Origin of the sequence: Vibrio rhodolitus, assembly GCF_003350325.1 — a bacterium.
In the GTDB taxonomy this organism is placed as follows: Bacteria; Pseudomonadota; Gammaproteobacteria; order Enterobacterales; family Vibrionaceae; genus Vibrio; species Vibrio rhodolitus.
In genome coordinates, this window is the sequence record NZ_QLYZ01000020.1 from 1 (window position 1) to 18,718 (window position 18,718).

Here is an 18,718-nt window from a genome sequence, read left to right on the forward strand (position 1 = left end):
CCTGCCGCCAGCGTTCAATCTGAGCCATGATCAAACTCTTCAATTTAAGATTTTGGTGACTCAATGAATACTGATTACATTACATAGTAATGTTGAATTGACTGTGCCGATACTAAGTATCGAATTGGTCACTCAGTTCATTGAAATCAAATTTGAAGCCTAAGCTTCTAATTGGATTATCATCAACGAGTGCCCACACAGATTGATAGGTTTATATTGTTAAAGAGCTTTCTTCTTTGTGACTCACATCACTTCGGAAGAGGCGGTCATTTTAGCGAGATAAAGTTTAGTGTCAACCACTTTTTTCAAACTTTTTTCAAGCGTTTCGCTTGGCTAAGTAACCTTGCTAACTTGGCGCTCGTTTCTTTCGAAGCTTTGCCGTGTCAGCGAGGTGGCATTATAGAGATCGGCGTCACATTGGCAAGCCCTTTTTATGCTTTTTTTTGATTTTTTTATCATTTGGGTATTTTCTAGTCACAAACGCCTATTTCTTCAACTCTTCTTCGCACAAACACAGCTATATTAAGCTTGAAACATCTATTCAGGAGCAAAAATGAGTTCATTACGCAGTTATAAAGGTATCGCCCCGACGCTTGGTCAACGCGTCTATATAGATAGTAGTTCAGTTTTAGTTGGCGATATCACCATCGGCGATGATTCAAGTATTTGGCCATTGGTTGCAGCTCGTGGTGACGTCAACCATATAGAGATAGGTCAACGTAGCAACATTCAAGATGGTAGCGTATTGCATGTCACTCATAAAAATGCGCAAAATCCAGCGGGCTATCCACTTATCATAGGTAATGATGTAACGGTTGGACATAAGGTCATGTTGCATGGCTGCACTATCAAAGATCGCGTTTTGGTTGGTATGGGCGCGATTGTGCTTGATGGTGCGGTAATAGAAGAAGAGGTGATGATTGGCGCGGGCAGTTTAGTCCCGCCAGGGAAAGTATTAGAAAGTGGTTTTCTTTATGTGGGCAGCCCAGTGAAACAAGCACGTCCATTAAAAGAAGAAGAACGTGCCTTTTTACTGAAATCTGCCAATAACTATGTACAGAATAAAGAAGACTACTTACATCAAGTCGAAAATATTACACTGTAAGTTCAATTAAGCCTGCAGAGTTGTACTCTTCCTCTTCTATTAGCTGTTCAGCAAGCTCTTCGATTTCAAAGCGGTTTTGCTCAAAAACCACTAACGCTTGCTGAGCAGTAGTCACTGACTCCCCTGCCAGAGAACTCAAATACTCAAGCGACGCCACGCATTTAATTAACGCCCCAGCTTGTTGAGCAGGAAACTTTACCCCGTTCAACCCATCGTCCCAGTCTTGAATATCTGGAAATAGAATCGACTGATTCATTATATACCTTCTAAGTTTTTTCTCAGTTCACGCAAGATTTGCTTTGTACCCGGTCTTAAACCACGCCACAACATAAAACTCTCTGCCGCCTGACCGACCAACATGCCGAGTCCGTCGTAAGCTTGAGCAATATCCTGCTCAAGTGCCCATTGATTAAAAGCGGTTTTACCTTGTCCATACATCATGTCATAGGCAATCGTCGTTGGGGTAAAAATAGCAGCAGAGATGGCAGGTAGTTCGCCACTCAAACTGGCAGAGGTGGAGTTAATCACCACATCAAAACCAGTTTGAACCTGATCCATCGGCAAAGCTTGAATCGGACCTAACTCGGCAAACATATCGGCGAGCTGCTGAGCTTTACTAAAAGTTCGATTGGTGATCACGATTTGCTGCGGCTTTAACTCTAACAGTGGTTGAATCACACCTCTCGCTGCGCCACCCGCACCAATGATCAGAATACGCGCACCTGTAAGTGGCACTTGGTAGTTTTGTAAATCCAACACTAAACCCGCACCATCAGTGTTGTCGCCCAAAATAATGCCATCATCCAGCTTCTTAAGGGTATTCACCGCGCCAGCCAACTCTGCTCTTGGCGTTAATCGATCGGCAAATTGATAGGCATCTTCTTTGAATGGTACGGTAACATTACAGCCACGACCACCTTGCGAGAAAAATGCTTGCGCCGCGTCGCTGAAACCATCGATTGGTGCTAGCTCTGCGGTATAGCTCAGCGGCTGGTTGGTTTGGCGAGCAAACAGAGTGTGGATAAACGGCGACTTACTGTGCCCAATGGGATTGCCAAACACGGCGTAGCGATCAATTTGCTGAGTCATATCCTTATTACCAAAAACAAAATAGGGTCATATCACGACCCTATCATTATCTATATATAGAGGAAAGAGCTACCACTCTCTTGGCTTTAGGTAATGCTGATACAAATCGGCTTCTGCTGAGCCAGGTTCTGGTTGGTAGCCATATTCCCAACGCGCCATTGGCGGCATCGACATCAAAATGGACTCAGTCCGCCCACCGCTTTGTAAGCCAAACAAGGTGCCACGGTCGAATACAAGGTTAAACTCAACATAACGACCGCGACGATAGAGTTGGAATTGTCTTTCTCTTACACCGTATGAGGTCGTTTTGCGACGCTCAACAATCGGTAGATAAGCTTGGGTGTATCCTTCACCGACCGCTTTCATGTAAGCAAAGCACTTATCAAACTCCCACTGATTGAGATCATCAAAGAACAAGCCACCGACACCGCGGGTTTCGTCGCGATGGGGTAAATAGAAGTATTTGTCACACCAAGCTTTGTGCTCGCTATAAACATCATCGCCAAAAGGAGCGCAGATTTCTTTCGCCGTTTGGTGCCAATAAACACAATCTTCTTCAAATGGGTAAAAAGGCGTGAGGTCAAAACCGCCGCCAAACCACCAGATCGGGGCTTCCCCCTCTTTTTCGGCAATAAAGAAGCGCACATTAGCATGCGATGTGGGTACATAAGGGTTATGCGGATGCATCACCAACGAAACCCCCATAGCTTCAAAACTACGCCCTGCAAGTTCTGGTCGATGAGCCGTCGCAGAGGCTGGCATCTCTTGTCCGCTGACGTGAGAAAAGTTTACCCCGCCTTGTTCGAACACCGCACCATTGGTCATCACACGGGTTCGGCCGCCACCAGCCAAACGTTCACCAGGTTGGCGTTGCCAAGCATCCTGCTCAAAGCTGGCTTTTCCATCGGCTTGCTCTAACTGCGCACAAATTTGATCTTGTAGCGCCATTAAGAACTGTTTGACCGCGTGTTTATCGATTGTTGAACTTGGCATGGTTGGCTTCCTTTATTGTTATCCCTGTCTTAGCACTTGCAGCGTTTTTGCATCGCGAATTTCACTCGGCTTATCGCGTCCACTCGTCTCACCACGTAAAATCGCCACCAGCTCTCCACCAAGTTGCGCTTCCACTTCTTCAGTGGTCATGCATGGCGGTAAGCCCGAAAGGTTGGCGCTGGTAGAGGTAAGTGGTTTACCAAAGGCTAGGCAGATTTTTTGCACCAGTGGGTGATCGGTCACGCGCACGGCAATCGAATCAAATTGCCCTGAGACCCAGTTTGAAACTTTATCGCTCGCCGGCATGATCCAAGTATATGGACCTGGCCAAGAGGCTTTAACCGTGTTTAATTGCTCTTCGGTTAACTGCGACTCATCAATATAAGGCAGCAACTGCTCATAGCTTGCGGCAATCAGAATCAATCCTTTCTCGACCGGACGCTGCTTTAAGGTTAATAGTTTTTCAATTGCTTGCGGGCTATCGGGATCACAGCCGACACCGAAGACACCTTCGGTTGGATAGGCAATCACTTCACCTTGCTGTAATGCACTCAGCGCTTGCTCAAAGTTGTCCACTCAAGTTTCCTTTCTAATTTCGAGACCGCAACAACTTGGCATCGTTGCTCGCCAAGATATCAAGTTGGAATGGTATGTTAACATTTTTGCTCAGTTTACTAACAATCTGCCGCGCTGACTAAAGCAATTTTTTTATAAATTGTGTCAATTCAATTTTTACCTCGCGCAAACGTTTGCTTGAGGTAAAAATACTCGTATAATGCGCACAAATTAACTTGGTATTCCCCAGTGGCAGCTTGAAGGAGTGTGAGATGAAAGTCGGAATTATCATGGGTTCAAAATCAGATTGGCCAACCATGAAACTTGCAGCAGAGATGCTCGACACATTTGGCGTAAGCTATGAAACCAAAGTGGTTTCTGCGCACCGAACCCCTCAACTGCTAGCAGAATACGCCACCAGCGCCAAAGAGCGTGGCATCAAAGTGATCATCGCGGGGGCAGGCGGTGCTGCGCACCTACCGGGTATGACGGCTGCCTTTACTAGCCTGCCAGTACTGGGGGTACCGGTACAATCTCGCGCACTAAAAGGCATGGATTCACTGTTATCAATCGTACAAATGCCAAAAGGTATTGCTGTCGGTACACTGGCGATTGGTGAAGCGGGCGCTGCCAACGCCGGCATTCTTGCGGCACAGATCATCGGCACTCATGATGAAACTGTGATGGCAAAAGTGGAAGCTTTCCGTAACGAACAAACAGAAACGGTTCTCGCAAACTCAAATCCAGCAGAGGATTAATCCATGCATGTTTTGGTTTTAGGCTCTGGTCAGCTAGCGCGCATGATGTCGCTGGCAGGTGCACCACTCAATATTGAGCTTACGGCTTATGACGTAAGTAATGGCAATATCGTCCACCCACTAACGCAAACAGTTTTAGGTAGTGGTTTAGATAATGCTATCGCTCATGCCGATGTGATTACGGCTGAATTTGAGCATATTCCACATCATATTCTCGACCTGTGCGAGCAAAGCGGTAAGTTTCTCCCATCTCCCGGCGCTATCAAGGCCGGTGGCGATCGCCGTATCGAAAAAGCTCTCTTGGATAATGCAGGCGTGCGTAATGCCAAGTATGCGGTGATTGAAACTCGCGAAGATTTTACTCGTGCGATTGAGCATGTCGGCATACCTATGGTGCTAAAAAGCGCTCTTGGTGGCTACGATGGCAAAGGACAGTGGCGTTTAAAAGATGCGTCTGATGTTGATGTGATTTGGCAGCAAATGGCAGATTGCATCGCAAGTAGCGATAACCAAGCCATTGTCGCCGAGCAGTTTATCCCATTTCAACGTGAAGTTTCTTTGGTAGGCGCGCGCGGTAAAGACGGTTCGATTGCAGTGTACCCATTGGCGGAAAATGTGCATACCAATGGTGTACTCAGCCTTTCCACCGCTATCGCCGATCAAGCACTGCAAGAGCAAGCACAGCAAATGTTTACCGCAGTGGCAGACAGCTTAGATTACGTGGGCGTATTGGCGCTGGAGTTTTTCGACCTTGATGGGCAATTACTGGTAAATGAAATCGCCCCACGCGTGCACAACTCTGGTCACTGGACCCAGCAAGGCGCTGAAACTTGCCAGTTTGAAAACCATCTGCGCGCAGTCTGCGGCTTACCATTAGGTAGCACCAAATTGGTACGAGAAACGGCAATGATCAATATTCTCGGTGAAGATAGGTTACCGAAAGAGCTACTCTCTATGCCGGGTTGCCATATTCACTGGTATGGCAAAGAAAAACGTGCAGGGCGCAAGATGGGACATATTAATGTCTGCGGCGACTACAGTGGTGAGCTGCAACGCAGACTCTGCGCACTAGCTGATGTATTAGATGCTAAAGCCTTTCCAGCCGTGCATGATTTTGCCAAAGCGTTCTCCGCTTAGCGATTCATATTCAGCACACAACAAAAAAGCGACGTATCTAAACGGAGCATTAACTGTCTGTTTGAGTGTGCTGGCATTTCCGATCGGCACACTGCAACCTATTTCCACTGGCGAGCTTCTTCTCCACCAACAACGGAAAAGCACATGCCTGACATTTGCCAGCCACAGGTGGCTGATTGACGGCAAATTTGCACTTCGGGTAGTTGTCACATGCGTAGAACAACTTACCAAAGCGCGTTTTTCGCTCCACCAAATGCCCTTTGCTGCACTCAGGACAAGCAACCTCGTCGCTTTGCTCCGGCTCATTTTGCTCAAGCGATTCGATATGATGACATGTCGGATAGTGACTGCAGCCAATAAACATCCCATAACGTCCTTGGCGCAGTACTAGCTCATTGCCACATTGCGGGCAAGGTACGCCGAGTTCTTTAATGATATGCCCATCGTTTTGGTGCAGCGGTTTGATGTAGTCGCACTCTGGGTAAAGATTACAACCTAAAAAGGGACCATGTTTGCCGTGGCGAAGCTGTAGCTCACCCTCACGCTGCTCAAGCTGACATTTCGGACAAGCTTGGTGCTCTAACGCGTGCTCATGGGCAGAAAACAGTTGCTGGTCGATTTTACTACTCATATAAATGTGGCTACTGCTTAAGTTAGTGAAGAATACCTTGCTCTTTGGTATACAGCAGCTCTTCCATAAGCGTGTAGGCATTTTCATTGCCCGGCACATTAAATAGCACCATCAATACAATCCATTTGAGGTCTTCGAGTTCAAAATCATCGGTCTCTAACCCCATCACTCGGTCAATCACCATTTCGCGAGTTTCAGTGGTTAATACACTGACTTGTTCCAAAAACATCAAAAAGCCACGACACTCGATATCAAGGCGATCCATTTCTTTGGCAGTGTAGATACGCGTTGACGACGCGCCACTCACTGAAATAGCCGAATCAAGCTCACCTTGTTGCAAGGCAGCCAACTCTTCTAACCAGACAAGGGCTTTATAAATGTCTTTTTGATCAAAACCCGCTCGAAGCAATTCATCTTCAAGCTCATCTTGATTGACCTGTAACTCAGCATCGCTATGGATGTAAGTTTCAAATAGATACATTAGGATATCCATCATCATAGCTAGCCCCTCCCCTTACGAATATAGCCACCGGAAACCGCAACAACATGCCCTAAGAGCTCAAGCTCTAACAGCTGCATCATGACATCTTGCACTGGAATATTGGTCCTTTGTGCCAGAATATCAACTGGTGTCACTTCTCTGCCTACGTTAGCTAGAAGATCAGCAAATGGCAATTTTTCTTTCGCTTCTTTTTCAATCGCCTGATTTGTCTCGATAACGGGTCGATACTGAGTAGACCAACTTCGCAGCGTCTCTATTTCATTTACGATGTCTTCCACGGTTTGGATTAAACACGCGCCCTGCTTTATCAGTTGGTTACACCCTTTTGCTTGCGGGCTATGAATCGAACCCGGTAAGGCAAACACATCTCGTCCTTGCTCGGCGGCATAGCGAGCTGTGATTAGTGAGCCGCTCTTTTCCGTCGCCTCAACCACCAATACTCCCAAAGAGAGACCACTAATAATGCGATTACGACGCGGGAAGTTTGCCGCTTTAGGCAGTATCGCCGGGTGAAACTCAGACACCAACGCCCCTTGTTGCTCTATTCGCGCGGCGAGCTGCTTGTGCCTTGAGGGGTAGATGGTATTAAGACCACACCCTAGCACTGCCACGCTGGTTCCACCGTATTGCAGCGCACCATCATGCGCATGACCATCAACCCCTAATGCTAAACCGCTGGTGACGGTCAAACCACTCTCAGCTAGTGCGCGGGCAAAATAGTGCGCGTTTTGTAAACCATCGATGGTTGCATGGCGACTGCCGACCATCGCCACTTGGGGTGAACTCAAACTGGCAAGCGCGCCTTTTACAAACAGCAGTGGCGGCGGTGCAGGCACTTGTGCCAACAAAGGGGGATAATGCGGGTCATCCAAGGTCACGATATGGTGAGAAGGAGATTGAACCAACCAGGTTAGACACTGCTCGATGTATTCAAGCTTCGGTCGCTGTAGGAAACCGACTTGCGCGGCTGTCAGACCTGTCGCGCGCAATTGCAATTCATCCCATGCGAGCAGCTCCTCAGGCGCCGCTTTGGCTAACAGTTTTTGTAGCCCTTTAGCACCGAGTCGCGGCGTAAAGTAGAGAGTTAACCAAGCCCTGAGCTTTGCCTCATTCATTGCGTTCAATCTGTGTCAGCGGCAAGGCAACATCATCTACACGCACTTCTTGTAGTAAGTGGGTTATCTGTAAACGAGACATCACGTTGCTGGTTTCTTGTAGCTTCGCCCAAGCCACCGCTTGCAATTGCACCCATTGCCTCTCTCCTTGCTCAAACACTTGCGTTGGATGATAGATCCCCCACAGCACTTGCGTTTGCTCGCCGCTGATAAATAAGCGCTCATCAGCAGTAATGTAGTGTTTACCATGATTCAGTCCCAACACTCGAGGAGCTTGTTGAATTTGTTGCTGCGTAATAATCACCGAGCGCTGATTGCGCTGCTGTTCAAGCAATGAAGAAGGCGCTTTTTCCAGTGAGGGCATGACTTGGCGCATTTGCGGCACCAGCTTAATCGTCGGCAGTGTCTGAGCATAGGTGTTAAAGGCGAGAGGATGCGAGATAACAAGGAGAAAAAGCGGGGCTGGTATCCGAGACATAACGCACTCCTTGCATTGATTGGTCGATAAACCTGACAACAAAGATGGTTACTTTATCGACAGAAAAGCACCTCAAAAAGCGTATTGATGCTGTCATTTGAGGTCTAAAATGTCTAGAATTGAGCCAACGAGGATAATCTCGATTCGGCACAAATCAATATTTCGAGTGAATATGTCTGTATTACAAGTATTAACATTCCCAGATGATCGCCTTCGCACTGTGGCTAAACCAGTAGAAGCTGTGACTCCAGAAATTCAAAAAATCGTCGACGACATGATTGAAACCATGTACGACGAAGAAGGTATCGGTCTTGCTGCGACGCAAGTTGATGTTCACCAGCGTATCGTCGTTATCGATATTTCAGAAAACCGTAATGAGCCAATGGTGCTGATTAACCCTGAAATTCTAGAGAAACGCGGCGAAGATGGCATTGAAGAAGGGTGTCTTTCAGTTCCTGGTGCTCGCGCTCTTGTGCCACGCGCAGCAGAAGTGACGGTAAAAGCACTAAACCGCGATGGTGAAGAGTACACCTTCGAAGCGGATGACCTACTAGCAATTTGTGTGCAGCACGAACTGGATCATCTAGAAGGTAAGCTGTTTGTGGATTACCTATCGCCACTTAAGCGCAAGCGTATTCAAGACAAGCTGGCGAAAATCAAACGCTTCAATGAAAAACAGCACTAAACTGCGATCATAATAATTAGAAGGAAAGTACCTTGAGCAAGCCTTTACGTATTGTATTTGCTGGTACTCCGGACTTCGCCGCCCGTCATTTGGCGGCGTTGTTGTCTTCGGAGCACGAAGTTATTGCGGTCTACACACAGCCTGATCGCCCCGCTGGTCGCGGTAAAAAACTGACGGCAAGTGCGGTAAAACAGATCGCGGTTGAACACAACATTCCGGTATACCAACCAGAAAACTTTAAGTCAGACGAAGCTAAGCAAGAATTAGCCGATCTAAATGCTGACATCATGGTTGTTGTGGCATACGGTCTACTGCTACCACAAGTGGTACTGGATACACCTAAGCTGGGTTGTATTAACGTACACGGCTCAATTCTTCCACGCTGGCGTGGCGCTGCACCTATCCAACGTTCAATTTGGGCGGGTGATGCCGAAACAGGCGTGACCATCATGCAGATGGACATCGGTCTTGATACTGGCGATATGCTAAAAATCGCGACGCTACCAATCGAAGCAAGCGACACCAGCGCATCAATGTACGAAAAACTGGCTGAACTTGGTCCGGTTGCCTTGGTTGATTGCTTAGCCGATATCGCAATAGGTAAAGCAGTGCCAGTTAAGCAAGATGACGAGCTGGCAAACTACGCGAAAAAGCTAAGCAAAGAAGAAGCGCGCATTGACTGGAATAACGACGCAGCGCACATTGAACGCTGTGTGCGTGCTTTTAACCCATGGCCAATGAGCCACTTTGAAGTCGCAGAAAACAGCATCAAAGTATGGCAAAGCCGTGTTGCAGAGCAAAGCAGCAATAAGCCTGCTGGTACGATTATCCAAGCGGATAAATCAGGCATCTATGTGGCAACAGGCAATGGCGTGTTGGTACTAGAGCAACTGCAAGTACCAGGTAAAAAAGCCATGTCAGTTCAAGATATTCTGAACTCACGTGCGGCTTGGTTTGAAGTAGGTAGCCAACTGGCTTAATTCAAACCAAAACCAATGCGTAATCCGCGCAATGGTGACAATACCTGTCAAGTAACAGGCAGGTATATAAGAACTTTTTGAGGGCAGAGATGCCCTCCTTTACTTTAAGGTATTCAACATGAATGTTCGCGCTGCGGCAGCTAATGTCCTTTTCCAAGTTGTCGACAAAGGTCAATCACTCTCTAACGCCCTTCCTGCGGCTCAACAGCAGATTCGACCTCGTGACCATGCTCTATTACAAGAGATTTGCTACGGTGCGCTGCGTTACTTGCCTCGTTTAGAATCTATCGCCAATGAGTTGATGGACAAGCCGCTAAAAGGCAAACAACGTGTCTTCCACCACCTAATCCTTGTGGGAATTTACCAGCTGAGCTTTATGCGTATTCCTGCCCACGCAGCGGTTGGCGAAACCGTTGAGGGCACCAAAGATCTTAAAGGTCCGCGCCTACGAGGCTTAATCAATGCGGTATTGCGTAACTACCAGCGCAATCAAGAGCAATTGGATGAGCAAGCCGTTAGCCACAACGCAGGCAAATACGGTCACCCAAGTTGGTTACTGAAACTGCTGCAACAAGCGTATCCAGAGCAGTGGCAAAACATTGTTGAAGCCAACAACAGCAAAGCGCCAATGTGGCTGCGTGTGAACCACCAGCACCATAGCCGTGATAAATACCAAGCGCTACTCGATAAAGAAGGCATCGAAACTAGCCTTCATCCACAAGCCGCTGACGCTCTGAAACTCGCTGCGCCTTGTGATGTCACTAAGCTGCCAGGTTTTGAAAAAGGCTGGGTATCGGTCCAAGATGCCGCGGCTCAGTTGTCACTGGATTACCTAACCCCGCAAGATGGTGAACTGATTCTAGATTGCTGCGCGGCACCAGGTGGTAAAACGGCACACATTCTTGAGCGCACCAAAGATGCACAAGTGGTCGCAATCGACTGTGATGACTCACGTCTAAAACGTGTGCACGACAACCTGAAGCGCCTTAACCTTCAAGCAGAAGTAATTTGTGGCGACGCGCGCAAACCACAAGATTGGTGGCACGGCGAACAGTTCGATCGCATTCTATTGGATGCACCATGTTCGGCAACGGGCGTCATTCGTCGTCACCCAGACATCAAGTGGCTACGTCGCGCTGACGACATCGACGCATTGGCTGAACTGCAAAGTGAAATCATTGATGCGATGTGGCAACAACTAAAACCAGGCGGAACCTTAGTTTACGCAACTTGCTCTATCACCCCGCAAGAGAACAAACTACAGGTGAAAGCTTTCCTTGAGCGCACTAAAGATGCACAGCTGCAAGGCTCTGAGAGCGACAACCCTGGTCGTCAAATCCTTCCAGGTGAAGACGATATGGATGGTTTCTACTACGCAGTAATGACCAAAAAAGCCTAGTTCTGTCATAAAAGTGAAACTTATTCTTCGTAGGTTTCACTTTTATTTTCAAGGCATTGGAATACGAACTATACCTAGTAGGTAAGAGTTAATATATATTAACCACAATAGCCTAATGGGTATTTCAGTAACAAAATGAGATAAGAATATGAAGATCATCATTCTTGGCGCAGGTCAGGTTGGCGGTACTTTGGCAGAAAACCTTGTTGGTGAAAATAACGATATCACCATCGTCGATAAAGACAGTGACCGACTGCGTGAACTGCAAGATAAATATGATTTACGTGTTGTAAATGGTCATGCAAGTCACCCAGATGTACTCCGCGAAGCAGGAGCGCAAGATGCCGATATGCTAGTCGCGGTGACCAACACCGATGAAACCAACATGGCAGCCTGCCAAGTGGCGTTTTCTCTGTTTAATACGCCCAATCGAATTGCTCGTATTCGTTCCCCTCAATACCTTGCTGAAAAAGAAGCGCTATTCCAATCTGGCGCGGTTCCCGTTGACCACCTTATCGCTCCTGAAGAACTCGTCACGAGTTACATTGAACGTCTGATCCAATACCCGGGCGCCCTGCAAGTAGTCAGCTTTGCCGAGCAAAAGGTCAGCTTAGTTGCGGTTAAAGCCTACTATGGCGGTCCATTAGTGGGTAATGCGCTCTCCGCTCTGCGTGAGCACATGCCGCACATTGATACTCGTGTCGCCGCGATATTCCGTCAAGGTCGTCCTATTCGTCCACAAGGCACCACGATTATTGAAGCAGACGATGAAGTGTTCTTCGTTGCTGCGAGTAACCACATTCGCTCCGTAATGAGTGAATTGCAACGCCTTGAAAAGCCATACCGCCGCATCATGATTGTTGGGGGTGGTAACATCGGTGCCAGCTTGGCTAAACGCCTTGAACAGAACTACAGCGTCAAGCTAATTGAGCGAAATTACCAGCGTGCTGAGCGCCTCTCAGAAGAGTTGGAAAACACCATCGTATTCTGTGGTGATGCCGCAGACCAAGAGCTACTGACCGAAGAAAACATCGACCAAGTGGATGTATTCATTGCCCTGACCAACGAAGATGAAACCAACATCATGTCAGCCATGCTTGCCAAACGTATGGGTGCGAAGAAGGTAATGGTGCTGATCCAACGCGGTGCATACGTCGACTTGGTACAAGGTGGGGTTATCGATGTGGCAATCTCGCCGCAGCAAGCCACCATCTCAGCCCTGCTCACTCACGTGCGTCGTGCTGATATTGTTAACGTATCTTCGCTGCGCCGTGGCGCTGCAGAAGCAATCGAAGCGATTGCCCACGGTGATGAGAGCACCTCAAAAGTGGTCGGTCGCGCGATTGGCGATATTAAACTGCCACCAGGCACCACCATTGGTGCGATTGTGCGTGGTGAAGAAGTACTGATTGCCCACGACAGAACGGTTATCGAACAAGATGACCACGTGGTAATGTTCTTGGTCGATAAGAAGTATGTCCCTGATGTAGAGACACTCTTCCAGCCGAGTCCGTTCTTCCTCTAAGGCGCAGTTCAACATGGTTAATTTTCGTCCCGTACTGTTCGTTATAGGGTTAGTACTGTCTAAACTCGCCCTATTTATGTACGTACCCACCCTAGTGGCATTTTTCTCTGGCACCTCGGGGTTTATCGAGTTTGGTCAATCGGTCTTGATCACGCACGTGGTGGCTTTTTTCTGCTTAACCATAGGTCGCACCGCGACCTTTAAACTCAGCGTGCGCGATATGTTCCTTATTACCAGTTTGGTTTGGACCATTGCCAGTGCCTTTGCCGCGCTGCCGTTTGTGTTTATCAATCACATTAGCTTTACTGACGCCTACTTTGAGACCATGTCGGGTATCACCACCACCGGTTCAACCGTGTTAAGTGGCTTAGATAACATGGCACCGAGCATCTTGTTGTGGCGCTCGATCTTGCAATGGCTGGGCGGTATTGGCTTTATCGTAATGGCAGTAGCCATCCTACCGATGCTTAACGTCGGTGGTATGAAGCTATTCCAAACCGAATCTTCCGATTGGTCAGATAAAAGTAGCCCGCGCGCCAAAACCGTGGCGAAAAACATCGTCTTGGTGTACCTAACACTCACAGGCTTGTGCATGCTAGGGTTCTTGTTCTCCGGCATGAATCTGTTTGAAGCGATCAACCACTCGTTCACGACACTCTCTACCGGTGGTTACTCCACTTCAGATGGTTCGATGAACCACTTCTCTCATGGCGCACACTGGAACGCGACCCTATTTATGTTCCTCGGTGGCTTGCCATTCTTGTTGTTTGTCTCAGCATTAACTAAGCGTAAACCGAGCATTTTGCTTAAAGACGCACAGGTGCGTGGCTTTGCCTATCTAGTATTGGCAACAGGGGTGGTGATCAGTACTTGGCTGGTGCTGCGTAATGACTACACCGTGCTGGATGCGGTACGTGTTTCGCTCTTCAATATTGTTTCGGTAGTGACCACCACAGGTTTTGGTTTAGAAGACTTTACCGCTTGGGGCGCCCTACCCGGCACGCTATTTTTCTTCCTGCTGATGGTCGGCGCATGTTCCGGGTCAACCTCTGGCGGGATGAAAATCTTCCGCTTCCAGATCGCCATGACGCTACTTAACAAGCAAATAATGAAGCTTATCCACCCATCAGGGGTGTTTATTCAGCGTTACAACCAACGCCCGGTCAATGACGATATTGTGCGTTCCGTAGTGGCATTTTGCTTAACTTACTTTATTACTATTATTGTTGTGGCGGGCTGTTTAAGTGCCTTAGGGCTCGATCCGGTAACCAGTATCTCTGGTTCAATTACCGCGGTGGCAAACGTTGGTCCAGGTATGGGGACCATTATCGGACCAACTGGTAACTTCTCTACCTTACCAGATACCGCCAAGTGGATTTTAAGCTTTGGTATGTTGATGGGGCGCTTAGAGATCCTCACCATTTTGGTGCTATTCTTCCCCGCCTTCTGGAAACGTTAATCTGTCAGCCAGTATCACACTGGCTGTACAAAATAATAAATTGCTAAGAAATGACAGGCGCATCCTGCCAAAACAAAGCCATGCCAAATGGCATGATTGTATGGGATGCGTTTGGCAACATAAAACACCACCCCCAACGAGTAAATCACCCCACCAACTGCGAGTAATGTCAGCCCTTCCCACGCTAAATTCATCGCCAATTGATAAATCACCACTAGCGATAACCAACCCATCATTAAATAGGTCAACAAAGAGAGCTTCTTGAAGCGATAAACAAATGCCAGCTTCATAATGATGCCAACCAGCGCAATGCTCCAAATCACGATCATCAGACCAATCGCCAGCGGCGTACGTAGACTGACCAATAAAAATGGCGTGTAACTACCGGCAATCAATAGGTAAATGGCGCAATGATCGAAGGTTTTAAGCGCCCGTTTTGCCCGCTTATAAGGAATCGCGTGGTAGAGGGTGGAAGCCAGAAATAGCAAGATAATACTGCTACCGTAGATACTCATGCTGGTTATCGTCAGCGCATCGGCATTGTGATCAATGGCTTTTACCAACAGCAGCACCAAGCCGACAATCCCCAGTAACATCCCAATGGCGTGGGTAATCGTATTGGCGATTTCTTCTTTGACGCTATAAGCGGCTGATTTGTTATCGTCAGGCATAAATGAGTACTCGAGATTGTAGCAACCAATCCCGAGTATGGCACATTAAGCTTACACGTGTAAGCTTAAATTAATAACAATCTGTGAAGGACGCAAAAGCAAGGAGACTTAACAGGTCTCTTCTAAATAGGCTAATACTTGCTTACCCGCGTCTTGCGGATCGGTCGACAATGGGATCGGCAACTCGCGCTTTAGCTGACCTACACCCAACAGAGACGCCAACATACCGCGTGCACCATCACGGTGTCGGTCGACTTCAAACCAAAGCTTAAGCTGTTGCTCTTCACGATACGCCACCAACTCCAACTCGCGCCAACGTCCGTGGTAAGGTCCAGTAGTCGGAACAAACTCAAACTCTTGTACAAACGGCAACGCAAAGCCGTCTACCGCTTCGCACTCAACTTGACGAATTCGCATCCCTTGCGCTTCAAGCGCCGTTAAAATGCCATCCATTAATGGGTCGGGACGCACCGTCAGAATATCGGTATCACTTGGGTCTTTGGCTAGCGCGATGTCCAGCCCTGTATCGAGCCAAACTTTAGAATCTCCAATGGTAATTGGTGTATTCCACGGCACATCTAGTTCCACATCAAAATCGCGGGTTTCTCCCGGATGAATGGTGAAGGCGTAAGGCAAGTTCCACTCCGCCAGCACATAACTTTGCGGCGCACGGCGTTTATTTGTCGTCTCATGCTGCGCTTTATCGGGATTAAGCGGCACTTCTTTGATGTAGCGACAACAAAGTTTGAGCTCAATATTATCGATCGCCTGCTCGGTCGAGCCGCCATAAACATGAATCGTCACATTCACTTTCTGCCCAGGGTAAAGCACTTCTTGCTGCAAGACAGAATCAACTTGAGCAGAGCCAATACCAAAACTGGCGAGGGTCTTCTTAAAAAATGACATTTCACTCCTCCTTGAAACAGCACAACGTCAAAGCAAACTGACTTTCTAATTATACGCGCTACTGAGCCAAGATAGCATTTCGGGTAAACCACCATATCGTAGCGCCATTGAATAACCATCGCATATTCTTTTACCTAGGGCTACTCACCTTGCTGCGCTTTTCAAATCATCGCTTGGTCACTGTTCACAATTTCACCACAACATCTGCATAATCCTGATAAATTGTAGTGATTTATACTGTTATTACAGTGATTACATATCGACCAATTTATAGCTTGGTGCTAACCTATCTTTGATATGTTGTTTATATCACCATCCCTCTTCAATCATTTGGATTGGCGTAGGCCAGAAGGAGCCAAACTTCAGCAATGAAGCTCAACTCATGATTGATTAGGCCATTACGTTGGCAATGGATATGCCTGACAGTTAGGTAAATAAATGCGCCCAACAACAGTCAGGTTTTCGCACACAAACCGTAGTGCAATGCGTCGTCGCAGTGGTTTCACCAAAGCGTTAGTCGCACCAAAACTTACGCCAGCAATCTCTTTGGTGGAGAAGCCAACTCTTTTGGTTACAACCCCAAGTGAAGAGATCAAGGCGGCATAATTAAAAAGCGCAGTCTCGCTGCGCTTTTTTCTTGCCAACAATCCCCACCAAACTATTTTGCTGATTGCTATCTACCCTGCGGATTTGTTACCTTTGACCGAAAATCATTATAAATATTGTGGAGAAAGTTAATGAATTGCCATCGCATCGAAGAGTTGCTCGAATTATTAGGTCCTGAGTGGCAAAAAGACCAAGAGCTCAACCTACTGCAGTTTATCGTTAAACTTGCTCAAGAAGCAGGTTACCAAGGTCAACTAGAAGATCTGACCGATGATGTGCTGATCTACCATCTTAAAATGCGCAACAGCGCCAAAGATGAAATGATCCCAGGTCTGAAAAAAGACCAAGAAGATGATTTCAAAACAGCGATCCTTAAAGCGCGCGGCATCATCAAATAAATGAAAACGCTCAATCACTTAAAGCAGCCAATGGCTGCTTTTTTCTTGCCTACTAGTTAAATCCTCTGTTAATCCGGTGATTTAATAAGGATAATTATTGTTAAAGGTTGATAGCGTTAAAGAAATGATTTTGTTATTCGCTGTATACTTTCTCTTCTAATGATAATGTTAATAAACACTGCAATGTCTGAAGTACCCCCGCTCAAACAACATTTTATCGCCCCATTTTGTTGAGCGAACGGTAACTTCACAATTCAAATGAGCGTAACAAAAGAAATGCGCCATGAAGAAGCCTAGAGGAAGCGTAATGAGTCAGGACAAAATCGATATAAAGGATGTGACTCCCAAAACTTTTAACCCCAAGACCCACAAAGGACAAGGCGACCGCTTTAATCCGAATAATCGTATCTACGTGCGAGAAAGTAAGGGCAAATATCAAAAACTGCGCCGCTATGGTGGTTGGTTCTTACTGCTATTATTCGCGTTAATTCCGTGGATTCCATTTGGTGAGCGCCAAGCGATTTTGCTCGATATTGGCAACCAACAGTTCAACTTCTTTGGTACCACGCTCTACCCGCAAGATCTCACCCTACTGGCGACCCTATTTGTGATTGCCGCCTTTGGTCTGTTTTTTATCACCACCTTTTTAGGTCGGGTATGGTGTGGGTATCTCTGTCCACAGACAGTGTGGACCTTTATCTATATCTGGTTTGAGGAGAAACTCGAGGGCAGCGCCAATAAACGCCGCAAGCAAGACTCCGGCAAACTCACATCACAACTGATGCTACGCAAAGCCATCAAACACTTAGCTTGGGTTGCGGTTGCGCTAATCACCGGCTTTACCTTTGTTGGCTATTTCGTGCCGATCAAAGCGTTAGTGGTCGATTTCTTCACCTTTAACGCCAGTTTCTGGCCTGTGTTTTGGGTGGTGTTCTTTGCCATCTGTACCTACGCTAACGCCGGTTGGATGCGTTCAATTGTCTGTATCCATATGTGTCCTTATGCGCGCTTCCAATCGGCGATGTTTGATAAAGACACCTTTATCGTCGGTTACGATGTGAAACGCGGCGAAAATCGCGGTCCTCGTTCACGCAAAGCCGATCCTAAAGCACTCGGACTTGGCGATTGCATTGACTGTAATTTGTGTGTGCAAGTTTGCCCAACCGGAATCGACATTCGCGATGGACTACAATACGAGTGTATTAACTGTGGTGCCTGTATTGATGCCTGTGACCAAACCATGGAACGCATGGGCTACGAAAAAGGGCTGATCAACTACACCACTGAACACCGCCTCTCAGGGCATAAAACCAAAGTGATGCGCCCTAAACTTATCGGTTATGGCGCGGTTCTGTTGGTGATTATCGGCTTGTTCTTTGCGCAAATTGCCACCGTTGAACCCGTTGGCATGAACGTACTGCGTGACCGCAATCAGCTCTATCGCGAGAATGGACAAGGTGAGATTGAAAACACCTACACCTTAAAAATCATCAATAAGACCCAGCAAGCTCAAGAGTATAACTTGCGTGTCACCGGCTTAGATGATGTCTCGTGGTACGGTAAACAAACTGTCCAAGTCGCTCCGGGGGAAGTTCTCACCTTGCCAATGAGCCTTGGCGTCAACCCAGAAAATCTCGACTCTGCGGTTTCAACAATTCAGTTTATACTGTCTGACAGTGAAGAGTTTACCGTGACGGTTGAAAGCAGGTTCCTCAAGAACTTATAA

General features: G+C 47.3%; 21 protein-coding genes. 11 read left to right on the forward strand and 10 right to left on the reverse strand.

What is annotated here, in order from left to right:
* Nucleotides 1–553 precede the first annotated feature (553 nt).
* Nucleotides 554–1,105, forward strand: a complete 552-nt coding sequence (locus DPF93_RS16610) for a gamma carbonic anhydrase family protein (RefSeq protein WP_114767232.1) — start codon at nt 554–556, stop codon at nt 1,103–1,105.
* Here the strand turns inward: DPF93_RS16610 and DPF93_RS16615 are convergent.
* The 4 genes from DPF93_RS16615 to tsaC all read right to left on the reverse strand — a co-directional run bounded on the left by DPF93_RS16615 (nt 1,095) and on the right by tsaC (nt 3,763).
* Nucleotides 1,095–1,361 carry a DUF1488 family protein gene (locus DPF93_RS16615; RefSeq protein WP_114767233.1) on the reverse strand — a complete coding sequence of 89 codons (267 nt, stop codon included), beginning with the start codon at nt 1,359–1,361 and terminating at the stop codon, nt 1,095–1,097. The genes DPF93_RS16610 and DPF93_RS16615 overlap by 11 nt on opposite strands.
* Nucleotides 1,361–2,194, reverse strand: coding sequence for a shikimate dehydrogenase (gene aroE, locus DPF93_RS16620; protein WP_114767234.1), 834 nt, complete (start codon nt 2,192–2,194; stop codon nt 1,361–1,363). Before aroE ends, DPF93_RS16615 begins: the two co-directional genes overlap by 1 nt.
* A 69-nt stretch (nt 2,195–2,263) precedes the next feature.
* Entirely contained in the window at nt 2,264–3,187 is a 924-nt protein-coding gene (gene hemF / locus DPF93_RS16625; RefSeq protein ID WP_114767235.1) for an oxygen-dependent coproporphyrinogen oxidase, read from the reverse strand.
* Nucleotides 3,188–3,205: 18 nt separating this feature from the next.
* The gene (gene tsaC / locus DPF93_RS16630; RefSeq protein WP_114767236.1) at nt 3,206–3,763 is read right to left on the reverse strand and encodes an L-threonylcarbamoyladenylate synthase type 1 TsaC; all 558 of its coding nucleotides are present in this window, start codon (nt 3,761–3,763) and stop codon (nt 3,206–3,208) included.
* Between the two features lie 251 nt (nt 3,764–4,014).
* Here tsaC and purE point away from each other — a divergent pair, with 251 nt between their 5' ends.
* Together purE and DPF93_RS16640 are read left to right on the forward strand one after the other, a co-directional pair.
* Entirely contained in the window at nt 4,015–4,500 is a 486-nt protein-coding gene (gene purE / locus DPF93_RS16635; RefSeq protein ID WP_114767237.1) for a 5-(carboxyamino)imidazole ribonucleotide mutase, read from the forward strand.
* A 3-nt stretch (nt 4,501–4,503) separates the two neighbouring features.
* Nucleotides 4,504–5,637, forward strand: a complete 1,134-nt coding sequence (locus tag DPF93_RS16640; protein WP_114767238.1) for a 5-(carboxyamino)imidazole ribonucleotide synthase — start codon at nt 4,504–4,506, stop codon at nt 5,635–5,637.
* 49 nt (nt 5,638–5,686) lie between these two features.
* On the opposite strand, the gene DPF93_RS16645 is transcribed toward DPF93_RS16640, so the two are convergent.
* Genes DPF93_RS16645 through DPF93_RS16660 form a run of 4 tightly spaced genes read right to left on the reverse strand, consistent with a single transcriptional unit; the run spans nt 5,687 to nt 8,363 of the window.
* On the reverse strand, nt 5,687–6,268 hold the full coding sequence (locus DPF93_RS16645; protein ID WP_114767239.1) for a DNA topoisomerase family protein: 582 nt from the start codon (nt 6,266–6,268) through the stop codon (nt 5,687–5,689).
* Between the two features lie 22 nt (nt 6,269–6,290).
* Nucleotides 6,291–6,767, reverse strand: a complete 477-nt coding sequence (locus DPF93_RS16650) for a DUF494 family protein (RefSeq protein ID WP_114767240.1) — start codon at nt 6,765–6,767, stop codon at nt 6,291–6,293.
* Nucleotides 6,768–6,769: 2 nt separating this feature from the next.
* On the reverse strand, nt 6,770–7,885 hold the full coding sequence (gene dprA, locus DPF93_RS16655) for a DNA-processing protein DprA (RefSeq protein ID WP_114767241.1): 1,116 nt from the start codon (nt 7,883–7,885) through the stop codon (nt 6,770–6,772).
* Nucleotides 7,878–8,363 carry a hypothetical protein gene (locus DPF93_RS16660; RefSeq protein ID WP_114767242.1) on the reverse strand — a complete coding sequence of 162 codons (486 nt, stop codon included), beginning with the start codon at nt 8,361–8,363 and terminating at the stop codon, nt 7,878–7,880. The genes dprA and DPF93_RS16660 overlap by 8 nt, the downstream gene beginning before the upstream one ends.
* A gap of 172 nt (nt 8,364–8,535) precedes the next feature.
* Between DPF93_RS16660 and def the strand changes: the two genes are divergently transcribed.
* The 5 genes from def to DPF93_RS16685 all read left to right on the forward strand — a co-directional run bounded on the left by def (nt 8,536) and on the right by DPF93_RS16685 (nt 14,411).
* Entirely contained in the window at nt 8,536–9,048 is a 513-nt protein-coding gene (gene def, locus DPF93_RS16665) for a peptide deformylase (RefSeq protein WP_114767243.1), read from the forward strand.
* A gap of 32 nt (nt 9,049–9,080) precedes the next feature.
* Nucleotides 9,081–10,028, forward strand: a complete 948-nt coding sequence (fmt, locus tag DPF93_RS16670) for a methionyl-tRNA formyltransferase (protein ID WP_114767244.1) — start codon at nt 9,081–9,083, stop codon at nt 10,026–10,028.
* A 118-nt stretch (nt 10,029–10,146) separates the two neighbouring features.
* Nucleotides 10,147–11,427: a 16S rRNA (cytosine(967)-C(5))-methyltransferase RsmB gene (rsmB, locus tag DPF93_RS16675; RefSeq protein WP_114767245.1), complete on the forward strand. Its 1,281-nt coding sequence runs from the start codon at nt 10,147–10,149 to the stop codon at nt 11,425–11,427.
* 148 nt (nt 11,428–11,575) lie between these two features.
* A complete protein-coding gene (gene trkA / locus DPF93_RS16680; RefSeq protein ID WP_075648186.1) occupies nt 11,576–12,952 on the forward strand; it encodes a Trk system potassium transporter TrkA in 1,377 nt (458 codons plus the stop codon).
* A gap of 13 nt (nt 12,953–12,965) precedes the next feature.
* Entirely contained in the window at nt 12,966–14,411 is a 1,446-nt protein-coding gene (locus DPF93_RS16685) for a TrkH family potassium uptake protein (RefSeq protein WP_114767246.1), read from the forward strand.
* 14 nt (nt 14,412–14,425) lie between these two features.
* Here DPF93_RS16685 and trhA read toward each other — a convergent pair whose 3' ends face one another.
* Together trhA and DPF93_RS16695 are read right to left on the reverse strand one after the other, a co-directional pair.
* Entirely contained in the window at nt 14,426–15,082 is a 657-nt protein-coding gene (gene trhA, locus DPF93_RS16690) for a PAQR family membrane homeostasis protein TrhA (protein WP_114767247.1), read from the reverse strand.
* A 108-nt stretch (nt 15,083–15,190) separates the two neighbouring features.
* Nucleotides 15,191–15,988 carry a sporulation protein gene (locus DPF93_RS16695; protein ID WP_114767248.1) on the reverse strand — a complete coding sequence of 266 codons (798 nt, stop codon included), beginning with the start codon at nt 15,986–15,988 and terminating at the stop codon, nt 15,191–15,193.
* A gap of 438 nt (nt 15,989–16,426) precedes the next feature.
* On the opposite strand from DPF93_RS16695, the gene DPF93_RS21355 reads away from it, so the two are divergent.
* From DPF93_RS21355 to ccoG, 3 genes are all read left to right on the forward strand, one after another.
* Nucleotides 16,427–16,594, forward strand: a complete 168-nt coding sequence (locus DPF93_RS21355) for a hypothetical protein (protein ID WP_164675389.1) — start codon at nt 16,427–16,429, stop codon at nt 16,592–16,594.
* Between the two features lie 131 nt (nt 16,595–16,725).
* Nucleotides 16,726–16,992: a YihD family protein gene (locus DPF93_RS16700; protein ID WP_114767249.1), complete on the forward strand. Its 267-nt coding sequence runs from the start codon at nt 16,726–16,728 to the stop codon at nt 16,990–16,992.
* Between the two features lie 307 nt (nt 16,993–17,299).
* Nucleotides 17,300–18,718: a cytochrome c oxidase accessory protein CcoG gene (gene ccoG, locus DPF93_RS16705; protein ID WP_114767250.1), complete on the forward strand. Its 1,419-nt coding sequence runs from the start codon at nt 17,300–17,302 to the stop codon at nt 18,716–18,718.